This window comes from Arthrobacter sp. efr-133-TYG-120, from assembly GCF_030209785.1.
GTDB lineage: Bacteria > Actinomycetota > Actinomycetes > Actinomycetales > Micrococcaceae > Arthrobacter.
The window spans coordinates 125,673-148,184 of sequence record NZ_JARVRI010000014.1 but is presented as its reverse complement, the minus strand read 5'-3'; the positions used below and the strand labels follow the sequence as shown (position 1 = coordinate 148,184).

25 protein-coding genes are annotated in these 22,512 nt (G+C 62.3%); 13 read left to right on the top strand and 12 right to left on the bottom strand.

What is annotated here, in order from left to right; all coding sequences use genetic code 11:
* Nucleotides 1–239 precede the first annotated feature (239 nt).
* Nucleotides 240–866: a TetR/AcrR family transcriptional regulator gene (locus QRN51_RS08930; protein ID WP_284989540.1), complete on the bottom strand. Its 627-nt coding sequence runs from the start codon at nt 864–866 to the stop codon at nt 240–242.
* A 94-nt stretch (nt 867–960) separates the two neighbouring features.
* Here QRN51_RS08930 and QRN51_RS08925 point away from each other — a divergent pair, with 94 nt between their 5' ends.
* The 4 genes from QRN51_RS08925 to QRN51_RS08915 all read left to right on the top strand — a co-directional run bounded on the left by QRN51_RS08925 (nt 961) and on the right by QRN51_RS08915 (nt 4,121).
* Nucleotides 961–1,344: a nuclear transport factor 2 family protein gene (locus tag QRN51_RS08925; RefSeq protein ID WP_284989539.1), complete on the top strand. Its 384-nt coding sequence runs from the start codon at nt 961–963 to the stop codon at nt 1,342–1,344.
* A gap of 148 nt (nt 1,345–1,492) precedes the next feature.
* Entirely contained in the window at nt 1,493–2,572 is a 1,080-nt protein-coding gene (gene namA / locus QRN51_RS08920; RefSeq protein ID WP_284989538.1) for an NADPH dehydrogenase NamA, read from the top strand.
* A 52-nt stretch (nt 2,573–2,624) separates the two neighbouring features.
* Nucleotides 2,625–3,167: a winged helix-turn-helix transcriptional regulator gene (locus QRN51_RS23240; protein WP_350224966.1), complete on the top strand. Its 543-nt coding sequence runs from the start codon at nt 2,625–2,627 to the stop codon at nt 3,165–3,167.
* A 24-nt stretch (nt 3,168–3,191) separates the two neighbouring features.
* Nucleotides 3,192–4,121 carry an NADP-dependent oxidoreductase gene (locus QRN51_RS08915; RefSeq protein WP_284989537.1) on the top strand — a complete coding sequence of 310 codons (930 nt, stop codon included), beginning with the start codon at nt 3,192–3,194 and terminating at the stop codon, nt 4,119–4,121.
* A gap of 550 nt (nt 4,122–4,671) precedes the next feature.
* Here the strand turns inward: QRN51_RS08915 and QRN51_RS08910 are convergent.
* Both QRN51_RS08910 and QRN51_RS08905 read right to left on the bottom strand, forming a co-directional pair.
* Nucleotides 4,672–6,324, bottom strand: a complete 1,653-nt coding sequence (locus QRN51_RS08910; RefSeq protein ID WP_284989536.1) for an APC family permease — start codon at nt 6,322–6,324, stop codon at nt 4,672–4,674.
* Nucleotides 6,284–6,496, bottom strand: a complete 213-nt coding sequence (locus QRN51_RS08905) for a gamma-glutamyl-gamma-aminobutyrate hydrolase family protein (protein WP_284989535.1) — start codon at nt 6,494–6,496, stop codon at nt 6,284–6,286. The genes QRN51_RS08910 and QRN51_RS08905 overlap by 41 nt, the downstream gene beginning before the upstream one ends.
* 466 nt (nt 6,497–6,962) lie before the next feature.
* Between QRN51_RS08905 and QRN51_RS08900 the strand changes: the two genes are divergently transcribed.
* Entirely contained in the window at nt 6,963–7,193 is a 231-nt protein-coding gene (locus tag QRN51_RS08900) for a hypothetical protein (protein WP_284989534.1), read from the top strand.
* Nucleotides 7,194–7,260: 67 nt separating this feature from the next.
* Here the strand turns inward: QRN51_RS08900 and QRN51_RS08895 are convergent, their stop codons facing one another.
* From QRN51_RS08895 to QRN51_RS08865, 7 genes are all read right to left on the bottom strand, one after another.
* A complete protein-coding gene (locus tag QRN51_RS08895) occupies nt 7,261–7,947 on the bottom strand; it encodes a FadR/GntR family transcriptional regulator (protein ID WP_284989533.1) in 687 nt (228 codons plus the stop codon).
* Nucleotides 7,948–8,313: 366 nt separating this feature from the next.
* Nucleotides 8,314–9,630, bottom strand: a complete 1,317-nt coding sequence (locus tag QRN51_RS08890) for an MFS transporter (protein WP_284989532.1) — start codon at nt 9,628–9,630, stop codon at nt 8,314–8,316.
* 134 nt (nt 9,631–9,764) lie between these two features.
* Nucleotides 9,765–11,258 (bottom strand): NAD-dependent succinate-semialdehyde dehydrogenase, encoded by a 1,494-nt coding sequence (locus tag QRN51_RS08885; RefSeq protein ID WP_284989531.1) that lies wholly within the window; start codon nt 11,256–11,258, stop codon nt 9,765–9,767.
* Nucleotides 11,251–12,168 (bottom strand): alpha/beta fold hydrolase, encoded by a 918-nt coding sequence (locus tag QRN51_RS08880; RefSeq protein WP_284989530.1) that lies wholly within the window; start codon nt 12,166–12,168, stop codon nt 11,251–11,253. The genes QRN51_RS08885 and QRN51_RS08880 overlap by 8 nt, the downstream gene beginning before the upstream one ends.
* Nucleotides 12,155–12,571: a hypothetical protein gene (locus tag QRN51_RS08875; protein ID WP_284989529.1), complete on the bottom strand. Its 417-nt coding sequence runs from the start codon at nt 12,569–12,571 to the stop codon at nt 12,155–12,157. The genes QRN51_RS08880 and QRN51_RS08875 overlap by 14 nt, the downstream gene beginning before the upstream one ends.
* Before the next feature lie 72 nt (nt 12,572–12,643).
* Complete coding sequence (locus QRN51_RS08870; protein ID WP_284989528.1) at nt 12,644–13,972, bottom strand: MFS transporter; 1,329 nt, start codon at nt 13,970–13,972, stop codon at nt 12,644–12,646.
* A gap of 178 nt (nt 13,973–14,150) precedes the next feature.
* Complete coding sequence (locus tag QRN51_RS08865) at nt 14,151–14,828, bottom strand: GntR family transcriptional regulator (RefSeq protein ID WP_284989527.1); 678 nt, start codon at nt 14,826–14,828, stop codon at nt 14,151–14,153.
* 151 nt (nt 14,829–14,979) lie between these two features.
* Here QRN51_RS08865 and QRN51_RS08860 point away from each other — a divergent pair, with 151 nt between their 5' ends.
* Genes QRN51_RS08860 through QRN51_RS08825 form a run of 8 tightly spaced genes read left to right on the top strand, consistent with a single transcriptional unit; the run spans nt 14,980 to nt 20,593 of the window.
* Nucleotides 14,980–16,098: an alcohol dehydrogenase catalytic domain-containing protein gene (locus QRN51_RS08860; RefSeq protein ID WP_284989526.1), complete on the top strand. Its 1,119-nt coding sequence runs from the start codon at nt 14,980–14,982 to the stop codon at nt 16,096–16,098.
* On the top strand, nt 16,095–16,847 hold the full coding sequence (locus QRN51_RS08855) for an SDR family oxidoreductase (protein ID WP_284989525.1): 753 nt from the start codon (nt 16,095–16,097) through the stop codon (nt 16,845–16,847). Before QRN51_RS08860 ends, QRN51_RS08855 begins: the two co-directional genes overlap by 4 nt.
* On the top strand, nt 16,841–17,752 hold the full coding sequence (locus tag QRN51_RS08850) for an NAD(P)-dependent oxidoreductase (RefSeq protein ID WP_284989524.1): 912 nt from the start codon (nt 16,841–16,843) through the stop codon (nt 17,750–17,752). The genes QRN51_RS08855 and QRN51_RS08850 overlap by 7 nt, the downstream gene beginning before the upstream one ends.
* A 30-nt stretch (nt 17,753–17,782) precedes the next feature.
* Nucleotides 17,783–18,220 (top strand): carboxymuconolactone decarboxylase family protein, encoded by a 438-nt coding sequence (locus QRN51_RS08845; RefSeq protein ID WP_284989523.1) that lies wholly within the window; start codon nt 17,783–17,785, stop codon nt 18,218–18,220.
* A complete protein-coding gene (locus tag QRN51_RS08840; RefSeq protein ID WP_284989522.1) occupies nt 18,207–19,043 on the top strand; it encodes an N-acyl homoserine lactonase family protein in 837 nt (278 codons plus the stop codon). The genes QRN51_RS08845 and QRN51_RS08840 overlap by 14 nt, the downstream gene beginning before the upstream one ends.
* Nucleotides 19,040–19,354, top strand: a complete 315-nt coding sequence (locus QRN51_RS08835; protein ID WP_284989521.1) for a putative quinol monooxygenase — start codon at nt 19,040–19,042, stop codon at nt 19,352–19,354. The genes QRN51_RS08840 and QRN51_RS08835 overlap by 4 nt, the downstream gene beginning before the upstream one ends.
* Nucleotides 19,355–19,373: 19 nt before the next feature.
* Nucleotides 19,374–19,595, top strand: coding sequence for a hypothetical protein (locus QRN51_RS08830; protein WP_284989520.1), 222 nt, complete (start codon nt 19,374–19,376; stop codon nt 19,593–19,595).
* A gap of 53 nt (nt 19,596–19,648) precedes the next feature.
* A complete protein-coding gene (locus tag QRN51_RS08825; RefSeq protein ID WP_284989519.1) occupies nt 19,649–20,593 on the top strand; it encodes a zinc-binding dehydrogenase in 945 nt (314 codons plus the stop codon).
* A 10-nt stretch (nt 20,594–20,603) separates the two neighbouring features.
* Here QRN51_RS08825 and QRN51_RS08820 read toward each other — a convergent pair whose 3' ends face one another.
* Together QRN51_RS08820 and QRN51_RS08815 are read right to left on the bottom strand one after the other, a co-directional pair.
* Nucleotides 20,604–21,329 carry a GntR family transcriptional regulator gene (locus tag QRN51_RS08820; protein WP_284989518.1) on the bottom strand — a complete coding sequence of 242 codons (726 nt, stop codon included), beginning with the start codon at nt 21,327–21,329 and terminating at the stop codon, nt 20,604–20,606.
* 108 nt (nt 21,330–21,437) lie between these two features.
* Nucleotides 21,438–22,490: an aldo/keto reductase gene (locus tag QRN51_RS08815; RefSeq protein WP_284989517.1), complete on the bottom strand. Its 1,053-nt coding sequence runs from the start codon at nt 22,488–22,490 to the stop codon at nt 21,438–21,440.
* Nucleotides 22,491–22,512 lie beyond the last annotated feature (22 nt).

The window sequence follows — 22,512 nt, the reverse complement described above, 5'->3', positions numbered from 1 at the left end:
TATCTTAACCGGATACGTCGAGGGTTCCTATGCATCCGGTTCGTATCTCGGATTCCCTGCAAGGCGCGGGCGTTCTGATCAGAAAGTGGGGCTCGACGGGTGCGGCCAAGACGCATGGACGCTGTTGCGGGGTTCAAGGTTCGGGTGATCGAGCGAAGCAATTTTGGTAGCCATACTTGAGGGTCGGTTGTACCGACTGGGGACCGGCCTGATGGTAATCGCCCCCGCTCCCATATTTCCTATTCGGCTTCTGGGATCATGCGCAGCCCCGCCGCCACTTGCCTCCGCAACATGTCTGCTGGGACGCCGTCATGCGCTCGGAGCGCGAGCCCCTCAGAGAGGATATTGATGGCGTGCGCGAGTGCGAGAGTGTCGGTGCCCGCGGGGATCTGTCCGTCTCGGATACCGAAGTCGAGTTTGCCTTGAATACGGCGTACTCCCTCATCTCCGATAGCAGCGAGTGCGCGCGCGACGTCGGTTTCGCGGTCTTCCAAACTCACTGCGGAATGGACTACGAGGCATCCGAGATGGGCCCCCGGCGCCGATATCACGTCCACGTAGTCGTTGAAGAATCGACTGAATGCATCTACTACTTGCTGTTCTTGATCGAAGGCGTCCCACACTGGGTCCCAGAAGGTGCGCTCGTAGTGGTCAACGACGTCGATGAAAAGCTGTGCCTTGCTGCCGAACGCCGCGTACAGGCTCGGTGGGTTGATCCCGATGCCCGCGCACAACTGGCTCACCGAGGTCGCCTCGTAGCCGTGCTCCCAGAACATGTCCATCGCGGCCTCAAGGGCTTGCTTCTCGTCGAAGCCCCGGCGTCGCCCGCGCGTGGTGTCTCGCGGCTTCGCATTGGACGTGGACATAGGCACCTCACGGAGTTGACGACTTACTGTAGTGATCACTACAGTAGCATCTGTAGCGACCGCTACAGAATGAGATTGAACTCAAGGAGTGCTGGTGTCAGAGAAAACCTACGTCCAGGAATACAACGCTGTGCTGGAGGCGCTGTCGAAGTACATCGACGGATGCGCAAAAGCCGACGGCTCGATCATGCGGCCGGCCTTCCACGCCGACGCGGTGATGTTCACCACCGCCGAATCCGCGGTGTCGCGCGTGCCAATCCAAGCGCTGTTCGACGGGATCGAAAGCGACTTCAAGCCGTCGAACCCGAACTCGGCCGTCGCAACCGTGGACATCGTGGGCAATGTCGCCAGCGCGCGGGTGGATACCGACGACCTCGACGGGTTCCGCTTTAGCGACTTCTTCCACCTGCTCAAGGCGGACGGTGACTGGCAGATCGTGGCGAAGACGTTCTACACACACTCCACCCCCGCGAGCTGACGCCCGCCGGCATCGGGGCGAGCCCTTCGCGCCGCCCCGATGCCCCCCCTTCCGAACGGAAAAAACATAACCGTCCTGTTGGCATGCGCGATGCCTGGCACACGCTCAACTCAACAGCCCTTCGCTGGCATTAATCTAAGGAGCTTTCTTGTCTGCAACACTTCTCGAGCCCTACGCGATCCGTGGGGTGTCCTTCCGGAACCGCATCGCCATGTCGCCGATGTGCATGCATTCCGCGACAGCCCAGGGAGTCGCCACTGACTTCCACGTCGTGCACTACGGATCCCGCGCCCTCGGCGGTGCGGGCCTTGTCATGACCGAGACGGCAGCGGTCGCTCCCAACGGCCTGATCGGTCCTGGCGACCTTGGGATCTGGGACGACGCGCACATCCCGAACCTCCGCCGCATCGTGGACGCCGTCCACATGGTCGGCGGCCGGATCGGCATGCAGATCGGGCATGCCGGCCGACAGCTCGGTCTCCCCGAGCTGACTGCCGTCGCTCCCTCCGCGATCGCGTGGGGGCCGGACTCCCGCATCCCCGAGGAACTTACTCAAGACGGCATCACCGAAATCGTCGGTGCGTTCCGTACCGCCGCGGCGCGCGCGAAGAAGGCGGGGTTCGACGTCATCGAGGTGCACGCCGCACATGGCTTCCTCCTCAACGAGTTCCTCTCCCCCGTGTCAAACAAGCGCACCGACGAGTACGGTGGAGACCACGCGGGCCGCTACCGCATCGTCCGCGAAGTTCTCAACGCAGTCCGCACCGAATGGAGCGGCCCTCTGTTCGTGCGCATTTCCTCCACCGACTACGTACGGGGCGGCAACACCCCGGAGGACTTCATCGTCTTCGGCAGGTGGATGAAAGAGCAGGGCGTGGACCTCATCGACGCCTCCTCCGGCGGCAGCGCACCGGTCAAGGTTGCGGCGTTCCCCGGTTATCAGGTCCCCGCTGCAGAGCTTATCCGCCGGGAAGTCGGCATCCCCACTGGCGCGGTGGGGCTAATCCAGACGGGGCAGCAGGCTGAGGACATCCTTCGCAACGGCCGCGCTGACATGGTCTTCGTCGGACGCGAAATGCTCAAGGATCCATTCTGGGCACGCACCGCCGCGGACGATCTTCGGCATCCGATCCAACCGCCGGCGCAATACACGCGGTACGGCTCCGCATGGCAGCGCAGCCAGCCCCCGCTGCCCGCAGCACCGCTCCACGACACGGTCGCGGCGTAGGATTCACAGCGCTCGTGTGGCCCACCCCGGGAATAAGACGAACACGCCCGGAATGCGATTGACCGACGACCTTCCCGGGTGTGCCATGGAAGTGAACGTCGCAATCCTAGGCGGCAAATGGAAGGGCGTCATCCTTTTCCACCTGCTGGACGTTGTGATGCGGTTCAACGAGCTGCACCGGCAGATGCCGGGGATCAGTCCGAGACTGCTCACGAAGCAGTTGCGCGAGCTTGAGGAAGATGGACTCGCTGTGCGGACTGTCTACCCTGTCGTCCCGCCGAAGGTCGCGTACAGCCTCACCGACGAAGCGCTGACCCTCCCACCCTTGCTGCAGACCTTGAACACCTGGGGTCGCCAGTGGCTCGCCACCCGCGGGATCACCCCCGCAACGAATTGTCGGCACCCGCCGCGGAGCCCGCGGTCCTTTAGTCGCGCAGTTCCAATCGCTGCGGGGACGCATCGCATCTCGGAACCTAAGAGAAGACGTTCGCACCGGGCGTGGACGGGCCTTCCTCACCCGACGACTCGGCGTGCTGGCACGCGCCTTAAACCACCCAAAACCAGGGATGCCCCCATCCCTTGGTGCCACATATAGCTAGTCAATGGAGTTGATCTTTTCGTGAAAGCAGTTGGAGTCATCGAGTTCGGAGGACCCGAAGCCCTCGGCGTCCACCACCTTCCCGAACCCCACCCCGGCACGGGACAGGTGCGGATTCGCGTCCGCGCCATCGCCGTCAGCCCGACGGACGTCGACCTTCGCCGAGGCGGATACAACACCGCAGGGTTCGAACCCCCTTATATCCCCGGCATGGACGCCGCCGGCGTGATCGATGAAGTCGGCGCCAGCAGCACCTGGAAGGTCGGAGATGAAGTCATGGCAATCGCACTGCCGCTCTCGGAGCACGGCGGCGCGTACGCCGAATACCTCGTCGCCCCGGACGACTCCATCGCCCGCATACCCGCTGGCTCGACGCTCGAGCAGGCATCCACTGTGCCGATGAACGGACTCACCGCAACGCAGGTCCTCGAACTCGCGGCACTGCAGCCGGGACGAGTCATCGCCGTGACCGGTGCCGCAGGGACCCTCGGCAACTACCTCATCCAACTAGCCAAGGTCCAGGGCCTAACCGTGATCGCGGACGCAGCACCAAAGGACCTGGCCATGGTCCAGTCCCTCGGAGCCGACCACATCGTCGATCGAGGCGATAATCTCGCAGACCGCATCCGCTCAGTCTTCCCGGACGGGGTGGACGCAGTGGCAGACACAGCACTCCTCCACGAAGAAATCGTGCCCGCCCTGAGCGACGGAGGCGTGTTCATTTCAGTCCGCGGCTGGAAGGGCGAACCAACCCGTGACATGCGATTCGAGGCTGTCTCCGTGTCCGACGAGTACCACTCGCAGGCAAAGCTCGACGCGCTCCGACAGGCCGTCGAAGACGGAGCGCTATCCGCACGCGTCGCCGACGTCCTGCCCGCAGAACACGCCGACGAAGCCCACCGCCGCGTCGAAGCAGGCGGGTCTCGCGGCCGAATCGTCCTCACCTTCTAATCGACGGCCCCTTCCAGGGGTGGCCCGACTCGGCATCACGTAACGCGCACTGCCTGCCGCCGAACCTGACGAGGCGTTGAGCGACGAGCTGGCGCGCGTCTACCCCGAGGCAATTTTCGGCTCCTCGAGCGGCCATTCCCTCAAGTCACCCGCGTCCTGAAAATGAACCAGTTCGAAACCATCCCGGCGACGTCATCGAAGCCGCCCGAGCATCCTCGTCATCGGAAACCAACGACAAAGAGCGACCCCAGAACACCGCCAAAGAGCGCCGAAGTCCACAGCCGTCGGCGTTCTGCCATGTCCAGGTGCGTTGAAGTTCCGATACGCAATATCTCGTGCGGGTTCCTTCGTCGCCGTCCAGCGGCACCCCGGGGCCGATGACGGGCCGGGAGAACGCCCCGAGGGGCCCTAGTTCCAGCCAGAGCACCTGGGTGGCGTTGCGTTGCGGTTCCACGACCTGTTTGGCCAGCTCCGGTACCAAATGCCGACTCGGTCGGCGACGAAAATGCTGTAGATCGGCTCGGTGTTTTCGGTGGCCTCGGCGATCATCTCAGGACTCCACCGGAACGGTGTGTGGCTTCAGCTCGCCGTCGTCCGTCGACCCGATGTCCTCGGCGATCTGGGGGTAGCGGTTCATGTATCGAGTTCCCTCGACGACGCCCCACTGATAGAAGAGGAGTCCCCCTACGGCGACGATGACCGAATCCCAGGGTGCCGCGATGACTTGCGCCCCTAAGCTCCCGAGGTAGGTCATGAGATAGAGGAAGGCGAAGAAGACCAGCAGCCAGAGGCCGCCGCTGATCTCAGCGCGATCGTGCTTCTGGACGAAGAAGTTCACTGCATACCAGAGCAGGCCAATCGCAACGAGCGGAAGGGTTGCGGCGACTTGCGACCAGGGGACCCATGAGACCACGAGGCCGCCTGCCGCGAACGTGAGCGGAGCCAGGATGCCGACGCCCCGGATGCGAGTGGCCTGGGTCGTCACGCCGACGCGCCGAAACACGCCTGCTGAGATCGAGGCGATGCCGAAGGTAAAGGCCACCATGAGGCCGATGATCCCGATGAGCGCGTGCCAGCTGGGCATCGGGAGCAGGAAGGCGAGCCCGATGACGTAATTCGCCGCAAGGGCCCGGCGCGGAACACCCCACTTCGGGTCGACCTTTTGGAGCCAGGCGGGAAGGAAACGATTCTTGGCGAGAGCGAAGACGCTGCGAGCATTCGAGGCGACACCTACGATGGCCGCGCCAGACGGCGACACTGCCGCATCTGCGACGAGGATCCAGTAAAGCCACTGGATGCCGGCGATCATCGCGAGGTCACCGAAGGGCGAATCAAACTTCACCGCCGCCCAGCCTTGGATGACGCTCGAATGCGGGGCCGCGAGGAGGAAGGCAATCTGGAGGCCGATGTAGAGCACAATCGTGAAGAGGATCGTCGTGATCATCGCCGCGGGCACCGTCCGGCGCGGGTTCTTGGCCTCGCCGGAGAGCGTCACAATGACCTGGGCGCCGTTGTATGCGAACAGGATTCCCGCCGTGGCAATGATTCCGAGGCTGGCCGGGACGCCGAAGGGAGCGAAGCCGCCGCCATCCACGAAGTTCGACACGCCGCCCGCCTGGCCTCCGCCGATGAAGCCGCTGATCAGCAGCGCGACGACCGTCAGGACCGGTGTAAAGACCTTGATCGCGGTGACGATGTTGTTACTGCGCGACATGAGCTTTACGCCGAAGAAGTTCAAGGCCGTGAAGACGGCCATCAGGACGGCAGCGCTGCCGATGCCCACTGGCGTGAGACTTCCGTCGTGGTACAGGCCGGGCACGTAGGAGCTCGCGTACTGCATTACGCCCGCAGATTCGAGGGCGGGCACGCCGATGACTCCTGCCGTACTGCACCAGCCGATGACGGCGGCCGTAAGGCGCCCGTTGGAGTAGAGGGGGTATCGGGTGAGCCCGCCGGACTCGGGGCAGGTCATGCCGAGCTCGGCATTGACCAGGGCGAGAGCCAGCATGATCACGCCCCCGACCGCCCAAGCGACCAGCGACGCCGGACCAGCGGCCTGCGCCGCGTACATGGCCGAGAACAGCCAGCCGGACCCGATAACGCTACCGATCCCGATGGCGACGAGCGACCAGTAGCCAAGCCGACGCTGAAGGTTGCGGTCATCACCCGTCCGATGGGGGACGAAAGTGTCTGGCTCCATCATGATTTCTCCCTATCTGGTAGGTAGCTAGATTCAAAAAGTCGTTGCGTAAAGGTAAAGCCCAAGTGTCGCCCTCATTCGTCTCGATCGCCTCGACAACCGCGTCCGCCGCGACGGCGGACGCGCGGGGGCCAGGACCCAAGTCGTCGACGGCCTGGTGATGGCCGGACGTCACGTCGATCTGGGGGACCTAACGGAACGCGGCCGAGCAGCGGTTCCCCCGATGAGACTCACATGGTGGATTGAGAGTTCGTGGCTGCTCAAGACGGCCCTCTCGAGATTCTTCTCGGAACCAGCCTTGATGAGCACCAGCTCTGCGCCGACTGGCGGATGAGGTCTACCACGGCGTTAAAGATGGTGCGCGCCGCCCCAATTCGGGGATCGGACCTCATGGTTTCGGAATCAGCAAGGCGCATGGGAATCGCGATACAGGGGGTGCGCTGCTCAGCGATGGTCATTGAATTTCCTCTAAGTGTTTTCGATGCGGTCGCACACCCAGGGTTCGCCCCGAAGGACATCCGATGCGCTTAACTCTTGGTCTGCATCTAATACCTTTATCACCATGAGACAGCACGCGCTCGGGGGTGTCAAGATGCAAGCGACGAGGTTGCGGCCGGCATGGCTCTAAAGGTATGAGCTTCATGCCTAAAAGCAGGGGCAACCGACCTCGTACCCGAAGGACCAGCCCCCATGAGCGGATACCCACCCTTCATACCCGCCTGCCTCGTCCCGTCGTTCACGCCGGGACAAGGTACGTCCGTCGTCGTCTGGGCAACGATCTCGAACGGCGCCTGGCCGATGGGTCACCCGGGATCGACCGGATCTCGGCTGTCCTGTCCGTCGCCGCCGCGGCGGTGGGCGCCTTGCGTTAGCAGCGACCGCCTCGCCGCGGACCTAAAGTAGTCACCGCGCGCGGGGCGGGCAGCCCGGCAGGGGGCGTCAGGTGCCGAGCAGTCGGCGTAGCTCCTGCCGCGTGTTCTCGATATGGGCGCACATCACTGCACTGGCCCGCGCGGGATCGCCGTCCCTGATTGCCTCGAAGATGTCCTGATGCTGCTGGTGGTCCTCTACAGGGTCGGGGTGCCGCACGAGGTCCGCTGAAGTGAAGAACTCGCTCCGCGCCTGCCTGATCGCCTGCGCGAGACGCCTGCTTCGAGCCGCCTTCCCGACGGCGTCGTGGAACGTGGTGTCTGCGAGCCGGAACTCGGAGCGGTTCGAGGCTTCGGCCTGCTGCCGGATCGCCGTCTGCATGGCATCCAAGTCATCCTGTGATCTGCGTTCCGCCGCGAGGGCCGCGGCATGTGATTCGAGTGCCACCCTCATGGCTGTCAGGTCGTCAAGTTCGCCATCCTGCTCGAGCACGTCACGGCGCCATTCCGCGAGTGGCTGACTCAGGGCCGTGACGAAAGTCCCGCCGGACTTGCCCCGCCGGGACGTGATGTATCCGGCATCCTGGAGGTACTTGAAGGCTTCCCGAAGGCTCACCCGGGCCACGCCAAGGGATTCGGCGAGCTCCCGCTCCGGCGGGAGCTTGTCCCCCGGGCCGAGCTCGCCGCGCCTGATGAGCCCCTTGATGTGCTCTGCGATGCCTTGGGGAACGGAGACAGCGGTGACTTCGTTTGTCATAGGTCTCATCTTAAGGCCAAACCGTGGAAACACGTCCAAGGGAGAGGGGTTGCACGAGGCCAACCTAGTCGGCGGCGACGAGGCCTTCCGCCACTTTTCTCGCCTGAAAGTTCTGCACAGTGGCCTGCCCCTGGGTAAGTCTGGTCCTTTCCATTGCGCGAGCTCCGGGGCCATGGCGCCCGTCCCAGCCAGAAGGTCAATCCGAGTTTCGTCCACATCCTCGACTGGCGGTCGATCCCATCACCAAAGTAAGAACACGTCCACACGTTGGCCCACGCGCAGAGGTTCTGCAAGCATTCCTTACGACACCTTCGGCTTCGATCACGCCGTCGAAAATTCGCGAGTATTCGATGTCGAGGTCGCATGCTACCCCGTGTGGATGTCCCTCTTGAACGTCTCAGGCAGCCACTTGACCAGGATTGGCGTGGCAACCAGGGAGACAACCACCATGTACCACGCCGCTGACGTTGATGTTCCTGTAGCACTGGCAATCGCGGCCGCAATCAACGGGCCAGGTCCGGCGACGAATGCGAGTGCCAGGTTGTAACCGAGGGCGCTGCCGCTGGACCGTGTGGAAGCCGGGAACAACTCCACCAGCAGCACGACGTTGGTCACGCTGCACAGTGCCTGGCATGCCCCGAAGAGAATCAAACCGGCCACAATGGCAACGCCGTTGCCGGTTGCCATCAGTGAGAATGCCGGTATGGACAGGACCACAAATCCCACGGTTCCCAGGATATTCAGGCTGCGTCGACCGAACCGGTCGGACAGGAGACCTGCCAAGGGGCACATAAGCATGTATACGAACAGCCCAACACCGCTGAGCGATAGGGCTGACGCGCGATCCAAGCCTAGCGACGTCGTTAGGTGATTGTTCATATAGGTGGCCAGGTAGTAGATCCCCAGGCCCGAGACGCTGGAGAACGCGAAGGTAATCAGAATCGGCTTGAGGCCCTTCGCTCCCGCTTTGGCCAGGGGTGAGGCGGCCACCCGATCTTCGGACTTCAGGCCTTCAAAAACCGGCGTATCCCCGAGCTTCATGCGGATGTAGAGGCCCGCGATGGACATCGGTGCGGCGAGTAGGAAGGGAAGTCTCCACCCCCAACCCGACAGGTCTGATGGGGACAATACAGAGCTGAGTCCAAGAGCCACGAAGCTACCGACGATGAACGCGAGTGCCGCGGTGCCGGAGATGAGGCTGGCGTACAGGCCTCGCTTGTTGTCGGGTGCACTTTCCACGAGATATGCTGCGGATCCGCTCCACTCTCCGCCCGCCGCCATACCCTGCACGCAGCGCAACAGGACCAGCAGGATGGGCGCAAGGAGACCGGCTGCGGCGTACGTGGGAAGGAGCCCCATCACCGTCGTGGCGCAGCCCATGAGAAGCACGGACCAAACCAGTGCTGCTTTCCGACCGTGCTTGTCGCCGATGGGGCCAAGGATGAACGCGCCGAGGGGACGCATGATGAAGCCCACCGCGAAGACCGCAAACGCGCTGAGCAGGGACAGGATCGGCGTGCTCTCGGGGAAGAAGAGCTTTCCGATGGTGCTGGCGAAGAAACCGTAGACGGCGAAGTCGAACCATTCCATGAAGTTGCCGATTCCCACCGCGAGGGCCGTTTTCCGGCGGGTTGCCGGGGTCAAAACCGTGCTGTTGGCGACTGTTGTTGCGCTCTGTATCAAGACGAACCTCTTTGTTGACTTTTGTTTCGAGCATGGAATGACCCCCGCCCCTGTTGCGAGCAAAGGGCGGGGGCCAAGTGTGTGGAGCAGCGGGGCCGCACACGCTCTACGTGTGCTCGTGCGGCTCGCCGCGACTAGTCTGCGTACGGGTCGGGGATGCCGATGTACTGTGTGGTGGTGTATTCGGCGAGGCCTTCGGCGCCGCCTTCCCTGCCGAGGCCGGACTGCTTGACCCCGCCAAAGGGCGCTGCGGCGTTGGAGATGACGCCGGCGTTGAAACCGACCATGCCGAACTCGATCTGCTCGGCGACCCGGAGCATCCGGGCGTGATCACGGGTAAAGAGGTAAGACGCAAGGCCATACTCCGAGGCGTTTGCCAGGCGGATGGCTTCCTCCTCCGTGCGGAACGTTGTCACCGGGGCGACCGGGCCAAAGATCTCGCTCTTTAGGATCGTGGCGTCGTTGGGCACATTTGCCAGGACAGTGGGGGCGTAGAAGTAGCCCGCGCCGTCGAGCGGGGCACCACCCGTGGCAACCGTCGCTCCCTGTTCCACAGCCTCGGTGACGAGCGCGTGGATGTCCTTGCGCGCGCCGCCGTCGATCACGGGCCCGACGGCGGAACCCGGGTCCGTGCCGCGGCCCAACTTCAGAGCACCCATGGCGGCGGCGAACTTCGCCGTGAACTCCTCCGCCACCGAATCGTGGACCAGGAAGCGGTTCGCTGCCGTGCACGCCTCCCCCATGTTGCGCATCTTGGCAGCCATGGCACCCTGCACTGCCTTGTCTAGATCTGCGTCGTCGAACACGATGAACGGAGCGTTCCCGCCCAACTCCATGGACGTGCGCAGCACGTTCTCTGAGGCATCAGCGAGCAGCCGGCGGCCTACCGGCGTCGACCCCGTAAAGGAGACCTTCCGCAGGCGCGAATCCTTCATCAAAGGGCCGGAAATCGAAGACGCGGACGATGAGGCAACCACGTTCAGCACGCCCGCTGGCAGCCCGGCTTCCTGCATCACCTGGGCAAACAGTAGCGAGGTCAGCGGAGTGAACTTGGCGGGCTTGAGTACCATGGTGCAACCGGCCGCTACGGCGGGGCCGACCTTTCGCGTCGCCATCGCCAGCGGGAAGTTCCACGGCGTGATGAGGAGACACGGGCCTACTGGCTTGTGCTGGACGAGGATCTTGTTCTTTCCCTCTGGAGTGGTGAGATAGCGGCCGTAGTCGCGGACTGTCTCCTCGGAGAACCAGCGCAGGAACTCGGCCCCGTAGGTGACTTCTCCGCGGGCCTCGGCGAGGGGCTTGCCCATCTCCAAAGTCATCAGGAGCGCGAAGTCTTCGGCCCGCTCCGTCACCAATTCAAAGGCACGGCGCAAGATCTCGGCCCGTTCGCGCGGTGCGGTCCGCGCCCAGGATGCTTGCACGCCGTCGGCCGCATCCAAAGCCGCCATCGCGTCGGCGCTGGTCGCGTCCGCGATCTCCAGGAGCGTCTTGCCCGTCGCGGGGTCCTCGACGGCGAACGTGCCGCCTCCGGTGGCGGCCCGCCATTCTCCGTTGATCAAGAGGCCCGTGGGAACGGTCGAAAGCAGCAGGCGTTCAAGCTCAGGGGTAACCGTGGTGGTTTCATGCATGGCGGGTTCCTTCCAAGGCCAGGGAGTCGTTGTCCCGGCTTTCGTTATTCGTTGGGTGGAGCTCGTCGAGGATGGGCAGGAGGTGGGTTTTGAACAGCGGATAGTTTTCCGCCATCGGGAAGTGCCCAATCTCCTTCATAGCGCCGCCCTTAGCTCCCGGGATTTCAGCGATTGCGTCCGCGGTGTCAGCCGGTGTGCAGGCGTGGTCATATTCGCCAGTGAGGAGGTATACCGGGCACACGCTGGTGTCGATTTCGTGGCCGCGGCCGCGCAGATCGAGGTCTTGGGAGTAGAAGTACGTGTCTCCCCGGTAGATGCCAGGCCCGCCCTGGCTGTAGATCCACCACACTTCCCTCCGTGACACCTCAGGGCTTTGAGGGGCCATGAGGCTCGACGTCCAGGAGGGAACGGATTGCTGCGCGTTGATGTCCGGCCGGAGGGACCAGTCTTGGAAACGGCCGTTGACTTTGAGAGCCCCAGAGAGGCCAATGACTCCACCGAGTTCGTCTGCATGGCGCCTGGCCAATTCCAACACCAATGAGCCGGCCATCGAGCAGCCAATGACGGTGGGCTGCTCGAGATTCAGTGCCGCGGCGAAATCACGGACAATCGCGACGTAGGCATCGGCGGTCAGCAGGTACTCCTCTTCCCACCAGCCTTCCGGCGGCAGGGACCTGCCGTGCCAGGGGAGGTCGAAGGCCACAACCCGGAACCGGCTAGTGATCTCCGGGTCGTTTAGCAGGTGCCTGTACTGCCGGGAATCAGCGCCTGCGGTGTGGAGGCACAGCAGTACCGGACCGTTGCCGGCTTCCTCGAAGTAGATGCGTTGATCGCGGCCGGACGAATTGAGGTGGACATAGCGGCCAACAACGTCTTCGATCAGGACCGTTGGTGTCTCAGTGCTGGACATGAAGGGCCTTTCCGAGATCTACGAGTCGTGCGAGGACTCTCAGGTTGCGGACTAGTTCGACGGCGGAGCCGCCCACCGTCACGTCGGGGCTGTTCTTGGAGAGGGCGAGAAGGTCGTGCTGCAGGGGTTTTGGCTCCGGATCAAACACTTGCCCCCACCCGGCCTGCGTAGCCGAAATGACGATGTGATCCTGAGGGAGCTCGTCAGGCGGGACGGTTAGGAGGATGCCCTCGCGGAAGTTGAGAACCGCCCTCCAGTTGCCGGAGGAGATGGCATCAATCCAGAAGTCGCTGTATTTCCCTATGACCTGAAGTTCGCGATCGCCCTGCACGGCGTTGCCGAGGTGGGCGAACCACGATTCCGAAATGGTTGAACCTGTGTTGGGTGGGTTTATTGAAGTCATGAACAACTTTCTGCGTTCGGGCTGCGGATTCTTAGGACCAGGCGTCGCGGGCCAAGGGCGCCGCGGGACAGCTCAGATCGTTAGTTCGTCTACACGGACATTGACATTGTCCGATTTCCGACGGCTCCGCCGGGCCGTTGCGATGGCGATGAAGCCAAGTACAGCGGAGATCACCATGTACCAAGCAACCGAGTCACTGGAGTGGTACTGCTGAATGAGCAGCGTAGCGATGATCGGTACAGGAGCAGAGGTGACGATGCCGCCGAGCTGATACGCCAGCGACGTACCCGTATAGCGCACCTCGGTGGGGAAAAGCTCTGCCGTGAACCCCGAAATCACGCCATAGGAAACACCGTGGAGGATAGGCAAAGCGATAACCAAGGCCAGAAGGATGCCCCAGAAGGTTCCAGTGCTGAAGAGAGCAAAGACCGGGAACGCTCCGGCCCCTACGAGGACGCAACCTGTTAGGAGGACCTTCTTTTGGCTGTGCCTGTCGGCGAAGGTTGCAAAGAACGGCAGGGTAAAGACCTGAAGCGATGCGGCGATCATCAAGGCGACAAAGATCGTGCCGGAGGGAATACCGAGCTGCTTGGGGCCGTAGCTGACCAGGAACACGGTTGCAATGTAGAACGTAAAGTTGGGCGCGAAACCGCAAAGGATCCCGTGCATCAGGGAGCGCTTGTGGGACTTGAACACTTCCAAGGCCGGAACCTTCGGAGTTTCATTCTTCTCCTGAATTTCAAGGAATTCAGGAGACTCAGTGACTTTGAGGCGGATCCACAGACCAACAGCCACCAACAGGACGGACGCGATGAAGGGGATGCGCCAGCCCCAGGCCACGAGTTGCTCTTGCGGCATGAGGGCGATCAGGGCGAAGGTACCGCTCGAGAGAACCGTGCCTGCGGGAACGCCCGCCTGCGGGAAGCTGGCGAAGAAGGCCCGCTTGTTGGCCGGGGCGTGCTCAAGGGACATGAGCACTGCACCGCCCCATTCACCTCCGACAGCGAAACCCTGAAGGAATCGGCAGACAACAAGCAAGATCGGCGCCCAGATCCCGATTGTGGCGTAGTTGGGCAGCAAGCCAACCACGAGAGTTCCGAGGCCCATGGACAAGACGGACCACACCAGCATCTTCTTGCGGCCAATCTTGTCGCCGAAGTGGCCGAAGAACGCGCCGCCAAAAGGACGGGCAATGAAGGCCACGGCAAACGTGGCGAATGAGGCTAGCGTCCCGGCAAACGGGTCAAGAGTCGGGAAGAACTGGCTATTCAGCACCAGGACGGTGGCTGCGCCAAAGATGTAGTAGTCGTACCACTCAATGGTGGTGCCGATGAAGCTTGCCAAAGCGACCTTGGCCGGTGAAGGCGGCGACGCCAGTGTCGCGGCCGATGATGCGCCCATAACGCTCAACCTTTCAAACGGAGTTGGGAGACCGGCCAATTCGACCGGCACTAAGCGTAAGACCGTATTACGGTGTTACGAGCTTAGAGGGTGACTTGCCCCACGTCAACCGAGACAAGCCAAAGCGAAAGCCCCGCCCCGCCAAGGTGGCGGAACGGGGCTCTGAACAGAGGTTGGACTAGCCCGCGTGGAGCCTTCGCATCTCTCCCAATGCCGCCTCCGCGGCATTGCGAACATGCTCTTCGCAAGCAACGCGGGCTTCGTCCGGATCGCGGTTGACGGCCGCAGCCGCGGTAATGCGGGTCAGTTCCGCAATGGTGCGGCCTTCCCGGCCGGGTACTGCCAAGGAGAGTGTGCGAAGCATCTGCGTGCGAGCGTGCACACTCCGCAACATGCGGGCGATTTCGGCATTCCCGGTCCCGTCGAAGAGGACGTCATAGTACCTGTCCTTCGCAGCGAGTCGCTTGTGCGGGTCACCCGAGGCCACGGCGGCCTTGACTTCTCCGAGGCGGGCGACGAGCTCGGTGCACTGCGCGTCGCTTGCCCTTTCGGCAAAGAGGCTGCCCGCCAGCGACTCGAGTGCCCTCCGTACCTCGTAGAGACTCTCGGCGTCATGGATGCTCAGCGTGGCAACTTCAGGACCGCGGTTCGGAACCATGCTCACGAGCCCCTCGGACTCAAGTTGCCTCAGGGCTTCACGAACCACCGTCCGGCTGACGGCATACTTCTCGCACAGCACAGTTTCAACGAGACGCTCGCCTGGCCCAAATTCTTGGGCAACGATGGCGCGACGAAGTGCGTTAACCACTTCGGTACGAAGCGGCGCTGCGGTCCTTCGGATGGCATCGATAGTCATGACATTCCTTCTTGAGAGTTCCACCATCATACGCGAAAGAGACGAATGTGGGACTGGACACCTGCACTGGTATTACTGTAATACTGGATTTACGCGTAGTACAGCTCACAAGATTTATTCCGCCGGTGACGGCGGGGACTGGAGTAGGACGATGAAGTTCAGAGGAGCAGTTCTGGAGACAATCGGGGCACCGACCCCCTGGCAGGACTCCACCCCCATCAATGTGGCCGAGCTGACCCTCGACTCCCCCGGTCGTGGAGAACTGCTCATTCGCATGGAAGCGGCAGGCGTTTGCCACTCGGACCTTTCCCGAGTCAGCGGCGTACGAGAATGCGCAGTTCCCATGGTCCTGGGACACGAAGGCTCCGGCATCATCGAGGAACTCGGTGAAGACTGCGGCGAGCTGAAGGTTGGACAACGCGTCACCATGACCTTTATGCCGCGCTGCGGAGAATGCGCTGCCTGTACTTCCAGCGGCTGGGCACTGTGTCTTGAAGGCACCAAAGCAAATGCGGAAGGAACACTCCTTCACGGAGAGCGCCGCCTCCGTATCAATGGCCAGCCGCTTGACCACCACGGTGGCGTATCCGCATTTGCCGAGTACGCCGTCGTCGACAAGCACTCTGTGGTGCCGCTGCCCGACGGCGTGCCGGCCGATGTCGGTGCGCTTCTGGGCTGCGCTGTCCTCACCGGCGGCGGTGCCGTCATCAATGCGGCGAAAATCCGCCCGGGAGAATCCGTTGCCATCGTCGGGATGGGAGGCGTCGGCCTCGCTGCGGCGCTGGTCGCTAAAGCCGTTGGCGCCAGCGAAGTCACAGCAATCGACATGCTTCGGGCCAAGCTCGAGACGTCCCTGGAAATTGGCGCGACTGCCGCGTACACCCCGGACGAGGCCGCAGCTGCTGGACTGAAGTTCGACGCCGTCATTGAGTGTGTGGGCAACCCTGCCGCTCTCGCAGGGGCCATCAATTTGACGAAGCCGGGCGGGCGGACCGTCACCGTCGGCCTGCCCCGCCCCGACGCACGACTGGAGATTTCGCCCCTGAGCCTTGTCGTTGAGGCCAGGCAGCTCATCGGCTCCTACATGGGTTCAGGCATTCCGTCTGAAGACATCGCCCGGTACGCCCAGATGTACCTCGACGGCGTCCTGCCGGTGGAGAAGCTCATCTCCGGCACAATTGCCCTGGACGACATCAACCATGCCATGGATGAACTCCGCGAAGGCAAAGTCATCCGCCAGATCATTGATCTTAAGGGAAGGGCCTCGTGAATTTCAACGACCAAACTGTCATTGTCACCGGGGCCGGAAGCGGTATCGGGAGGGCAACAGCACTCCGATTCGCTGAACTTGGCGCCAACATTGCCATCGCAGACAAGAACGAAACGGCTGCAGCATCAGTAGCAGCCGAGGCAGGCGGCAAGGCCTTGGCCGTCACCGTAGACGTCAGCGACTCTGCCAGCGTTCGCGCGATGGTGCAAGCCGTTGTTGACAAGTTCGGAGGCATCGACGTTTTGTGCAATAACGCCGGCTTTGGTTTCCCCGGGAACGTCCTGGAGATTGATGAGGACAACTGGGACCGACTCATGTCTGTCAACCTCAAGGGCGTCTATCTCTGCTCCAAGTACTCAATCCCCGAGCTGGCCAAATCCGGTGATGGACGAATCGTGAACACCACCTCGTATACCGCCGGCGTCGGCATCCGTGACCGCGCCGCCTATGTCGCCTCGAAGGGCGGCGTGTCGGCGCTGACCCGCGCCATGGCCTTGGACCACGTGGATCAGGGCATCCGAGTCAATGCCGTTGCCCCTGGCACGGTGAACTCGCCCTACTTCGACAAGATGATCGCAGAGTCGGCGGACCCGCAGGCACTTCTGGATGAGCTCAACGGCAGGGCACCGATGCATCGCATGGGCCGCCCGGAGGAGATCGCCGAGGCGATCGTGTGGCTTGCAGCCAAGGAGTCCAGCTTTGCCACGGGCTCCGTCCTGACAATTGATGGAGGAACATCAGCATGGTAGCCACCGAATTGCATGCGTCCCTGTTCATTGGGCTTGGCAACATGGGCCGGCCGATGGCCATCAACTATGCTGCGGGGCGGGAGCTGTTCGTCTACGACACGAACCACGTCGCCGCCGTCGAAGTGGCCACCGTCACGCGGAGTACGGCACTGCCTGACCTGGAGGACATCCCAGCTCACGTCCGGACAGTGATCCTCATGCTTCCCAACAGCAGGATCGTCGAGTCCGTCCTGCGTACCAGCCCGGGGCTCCTGAAACGGCTGCCCGCGGGCTCACTCATCATTGACATGAGCTCCTCGGAACCGGAAAGCACGGCTTCCCTCGCGGCCGAAGCTGCCGCACTCGGCATCGACTACGTGGACGCTCCGGTTTCCGGTGGGGTCGCAAAGGCTAAGACCGCCAAGCTGGCCATCATGATGGGCGGCGAAATCACCGCCGTCGAACGCGCCAAACGGCACCTTCGCCATCTCGGCGAGTCCATCACGCACGTAGGCCCTGCCGGCACCGGGCACGCAGCAAAGGCCCTGAACAATCTCCTCTCGGCAACCAACTTGGCCGCTGCGGCCGAGATTCTGAGCATCGCGGCGACAGTAGGAATTGCCCCGGAGAAAATGCTCGAGGTCATCAATGGCTCAACCGGCCGCAGCCAGGCATCAGAGGTCAAGTACCCCCGCCACATTCTGACTGGAACCTTCGACTCTGGATTTGCGATGGACTTGATGCTCAAGGACCTGAAGATCGCGCGAAACCTCATTGAACAGCGGTCTTCGGAAGCTCCCATCGTCCTCACAGCGCAAGAAACCGCTGTCAAGGCCAGGGAACTGTTGGAAGGCCCGCAACCTGACCACACCGAATTTGTCCGTTACTACGAAAAACTCAACGGCACTCCGCTGCGCGCCGGCTGACCGGACGCAACAACTGAAAGGACCCTCAGCATGACCATCGATTCCCTCGACGAGCAGACCACCGAAGCCCAGGACTACATTGACGACATGGCCCGCAAGCGCGGCTACGTCCTCGATTATCACAAGGTCATGGCCAAGCATGATTTCCCGGTGCTACAGGCAGCGAACCACGTGGTTTCCGCCGCCTACCTGGACCAGCGCACCTTGGATCGCAGAACGAAGGAGCTCATCTTCATCGTCAGCCTGACGGTCATGCGTGCCTCCAAGGGCCACATCCAGAGCCACATCCGGGTTGCCCTTGACCTTGGCGTGACCCCGACGGAAATCCTCGAGGCCATCGAGATCTCGCTGCCGGAAGCTGGCGTCGTGGCCTTCCAGGCCGGCTTCGAAGCGTGGCGCGAGGTAGTGGGTGCTGACGGAATCGAACCGACTGTCGTAGCCCACGAGGGCGGCAGTGGCGCCGCCTGAGAACGACGGCGACTACCGGGTTGTCGCCGTCCGCGTCGGCACCCGGGCCACCGAGCGCAGCGACGTTTATCTCAATTACGGGCTGTACGGCGAGGACGACGGACCGGCCACCGTGGACTACTATTTCTGGGTCCTCCAAGGCAGTCACGGAACCGTGGTGGTCGATACGGGATTCCACGAGTACGCAGGTCGCAAGCGGAATCGAACCTTACTCCTGCATCCAGCCGAAGCCCTTGCCCGCCTGGGCATCGATCCAGCTGGTGTTGAGGACGTCATTGTCACTCATGGGCACTACGACCATATTGGCAACCTAGATCTCTTCCCTAACGCGCGGATCCATATGGCCGAGGCTGAGTACCGGTTCTGGATCTCTCCCACTGCCGGACACGTTCAGTTCTCTTTCTATTCCGAAGCCTCTGAAATTGACCAGTTGCGCAGCGCCGAAGCCGACGGGAGGCTCAAGCTGTTCACTGGCGAAGTTGCGCCGGCACCGGGACTGAGGCTTGTGGAAGTAGGCGGGCACACGCCAGGCCAGTCCATCGTCTACGTTTCCACTTCGGACGGCGAAGTGCTTTTGGCATCAGATGCCGTCCACTTCTACGAGGAGCTGGAACGGGATATGCCCTTCACCGCCATCAGCGACCTCCCCGCCATGTACGCGGCATTCGCCTTCATCCGGGAGGAAGCCACTTCCCGAGGACTCACCGTGGTTCCAGGCCATGACCCGGACGTCCTCACGCGTTTCCGCGCATGCGAGGAACTCCCTGCCGGGAGCGGAATAGCCATTGGCAGGACACCAAACACACCTAAGGAGAAACCATGACCAACCGCTTCAACGTCGTAGCCCGGTACCGGACCAAGCCCGGAACCACAGACAAAATTCTCAAGCATTTGGGAGAAATGGCGGCCGAGACCCGCAACGAGCCAGGCAACATCGCATACGAGTTTTTCCGCGGAGTCGAGGACGACCGAAAGATCGTCATTCTCGAGAGCTACCACACCCCCGAGGATTTCGATCTGCACCGCCAAACCCAGCACTTCCTCACCATCGGCGCTACCCAAATCATCCCGGAGCTGGAATCACGGACCGTCACCACTTTCATCAGCACAGATGGTCCCGCGGAAGCGCCCTAGACCCGAAGGTGGCCCAATCATGAAAGCAACCTCGCTAGTTGGCGAAGCGGGAATGAGCCAGAACTGGTCCGGTTTGCAACCCGGTCAGCAGGTGGCAGTGCAGGAGCCCGTCGGCGAGCCCTACCCAGCCATTGTCGATGCCATCACCGAGAATTTCGGCGTGGTCTGGATCGTTGCTGAGCGCCCATACAGGCGCAGGGCCTTTGACTACCGCGAAGGGGTCATCCTCACGCCGGCGTGAGGATGACCCACCTTTCTTCGGTCATTGCCCGCTCCGACTATCAAAGGTCTCAAATGAACCGCACCCGTAATTCAGAGTCAAACATGCGTGCGCTGGTCGTGAGCCCGGCAGCTCCCGGCCGGATCGACGTCCTCAACGTCGCGGCGCCCGTCCCCGCGCCGGGCGAAGTGTTGGTCGCTGTTCGCGCCTTCTCGTTGAACAGGGGTGAGATGCGGGCCCTTCGTACTGCGGATGCCGGCATCATCCCCGGTTGGGACTTCGCCGGAGTGCTTACGGAGGACATCGACGATCAGTTGAAGGAGGGCTCTCGAGTCGCTGGGATCGTAGAACAGGGTGCTTGGGCCGAGATTGTTGCCGTCCGGCGAGATTGGATTGCGCCCATTCCTGACGACGTGACTTTCGCTCAGGCGGCGGCCGTACCAACCGCCGGGCTGACTGCCTTACGTACTTTGCGGCTGGGCGCGGCCGGGATCGGCGACCGTGTTCTGGTCACCGGCGCCGGCGGAGGCGTCGGCCAGTTCTCCGTCCAACTTGCCGTCCTGGCAGGAGCGAATGTGACCGGGCTCGTTGCCAGGGCCAACGACGTGGCACGAATCGGTACGCTGGGCGCACACCATGTGGTGACAGGCCTCGAGCAGCTTCGCCAGCGATTCGACGTAATCATCGAATCCGTAGGCGGCGAAGTATTAGGAGAGGCGCTCTCCATGGTGGATCCACGCGGCAAGCTGGTTACCTTCGGGAATACGTCGGACGCACAAACCACTTTTAATGTCAGAGACGTTTACAACGGAGCCCTCGTGAAAATTCTGGGCTTCGAACTGTTCTTCGACCCGGTACCGTTCAGCCGAGACCTGGCTGTACTTCTAGGCATGACGGACCGCGGAGAACTAAACCCGCACGTGGTCGAGGTCCTTCCGTGGACGGCAATGGCGCACGCGCTTCAACGATTGGGCGACAGAGCCGTCGGTGGAAAGCTGATCCTCACAATCAGTGAGTGACCGGCGCTGCTCAGTGGGTGGCCAGGGCGGAGCGCCTGGTTTTCTTTGCAGCCACATTGGGCTTCTCGGTGGCAAAGCTGGCAATGGCGATGCTGGCGGCCCGTTCCACATGGGCCCGGCAGAGAGTGCTCGCAGCCGCGGCATCCCTGCGCCGGATCGCCTCTACGATTCCGTCAAGCTCCGCCACCGACTGTTCAAGCCGGCCAGGTGTTGAGATCGTACGTCGGCGAAGCATCGTCACCCGGTTGTTGAGCGTCTGCAGCATCTGGGCGAGGACCTGGTTGCCTGAGCCGGCGAAGAGCACTTCATAGAACCCGTTCTTGGCCTTGAGCAATTCGGAGGGGCTTGCTTCTATACCGGGTACACGGAGCGCATCAATAGTTCGGGAAAGCCGGTCAATGTCGTCTTCGGTGGCCCGCTCCGTGAAGCCGTAGGCAAGATGGCCCTCTATCAACTGCCGTGCATCGTAGATCTCGCGGGCGTCCTCTTCACTGATGACCGCAACGCTAGGGCCCTTGTGAATGACGTTTGTAATCAGTCCCTCGGCCTGCAATTGCTGAAGGGCCTCCCGCAGGAGGGTTCGGCTGACGCCCAGCTGGGCGCAGAGGTCCCGTTCCAAGAGTTTCTGGCCGGGGTAGAAGGAGCCATAGAGGATGGCATCCCGCAGTGCGACTTCTACGCGTTTCCGTAGCGAGGTGTCCTCGCGTTGTATCCGCAGGTCACTAGGTGCGTCCATCACTACCTCCATTGCCCGTGGAAACTTACTCTACTACGTGCGTTTGTGTAGTCGCCAGAATGACTGATGGTCAGACATAATTCGGTTCCGATATTGATCCTCGGTGGGCTAAAGGGCGGAGTCGCCGGTCCCGATACGGGAGCGGGTAGGTGCATTCTCCGGCAGCAGCCCCTGTTGCTTGAGCTCGGCCCAAAATTCCTGCGGAGCCTCGCTGGCTGCCGCGCGAATGTTCTGCTCTGCCTGCGCGACGTTTTGGGCTCCAAGAACCACCGACGCGACGGCGGGGTGCATTCCCACAAACTCGATGGCAGCAGCGGCCAGGCCCACGCCATGCTTGGCGCAGACGGCTTCGATGGCAGCGACCTTCTTGACGACGTCGGAAGGGACGGACTGGTAGTCGTACGTCATCTCTCCGCCCTTGGTGCCGGTCGCGAGGATACCCGAGTTGAAGACGCCACCGGCAATCACCGAAACATTGCGGTGCTGAAGCTCTGCGAAGTCGGCCACCAACGGTTCATGGTTTAGCAGCGTGTAACGCCCCGCGATCAGCGCGCAGTCGAGGTCAAATTCGCGGGCAACCTGGACCACCGATTCAGTTTCGTTCACGCCAAGGCCGATGGCGGAAACGGCACCGCTGCCGCGAAGCTCCTCAAGGGCTTTATAGCCGCTGTCGCGCAGTTGTTCGTGATAGATGCCAGCGTCATTTCCATGCCAGGCCCGGCCCACGTCGTGTACGAGAAGGACGTCAATGTAATCGAGGGCGAGACGCTGCTGACTGTCTTCGAACGACCGCATGATCCCGTCGTAGGTGTAGTCGTAGATGTCAAGGAACGGGAGGGGGTCCACCCAATCGATGCCGTAGGCCGTTTCCTTCGGCTGCACGCGGCTTGCAGGCTTCAGCACCCGGCCGACCTTCGTGCTGACCACCACGTCATCCCGGATTCCAAGCTCCCTCACGGCGTGACCAAGGTAGTACTCAGCCTTTCCGAAGCCATACATGGGCGCACAGTCGAAGTGGCGAACGCCGCCTTGAAACGAAGCTTCGACGACAGCCTCAAAGTCCCGGTAGCTGGCCTTAGTCCTGAATCCGGCCAACGGGACAGTGCCGAGGCCGAGCGAAGTAATGCGGACGTCGGATTTTCCAAGTTTGCGCGAATCCAATTCAACCATCCTGTTCACGAAC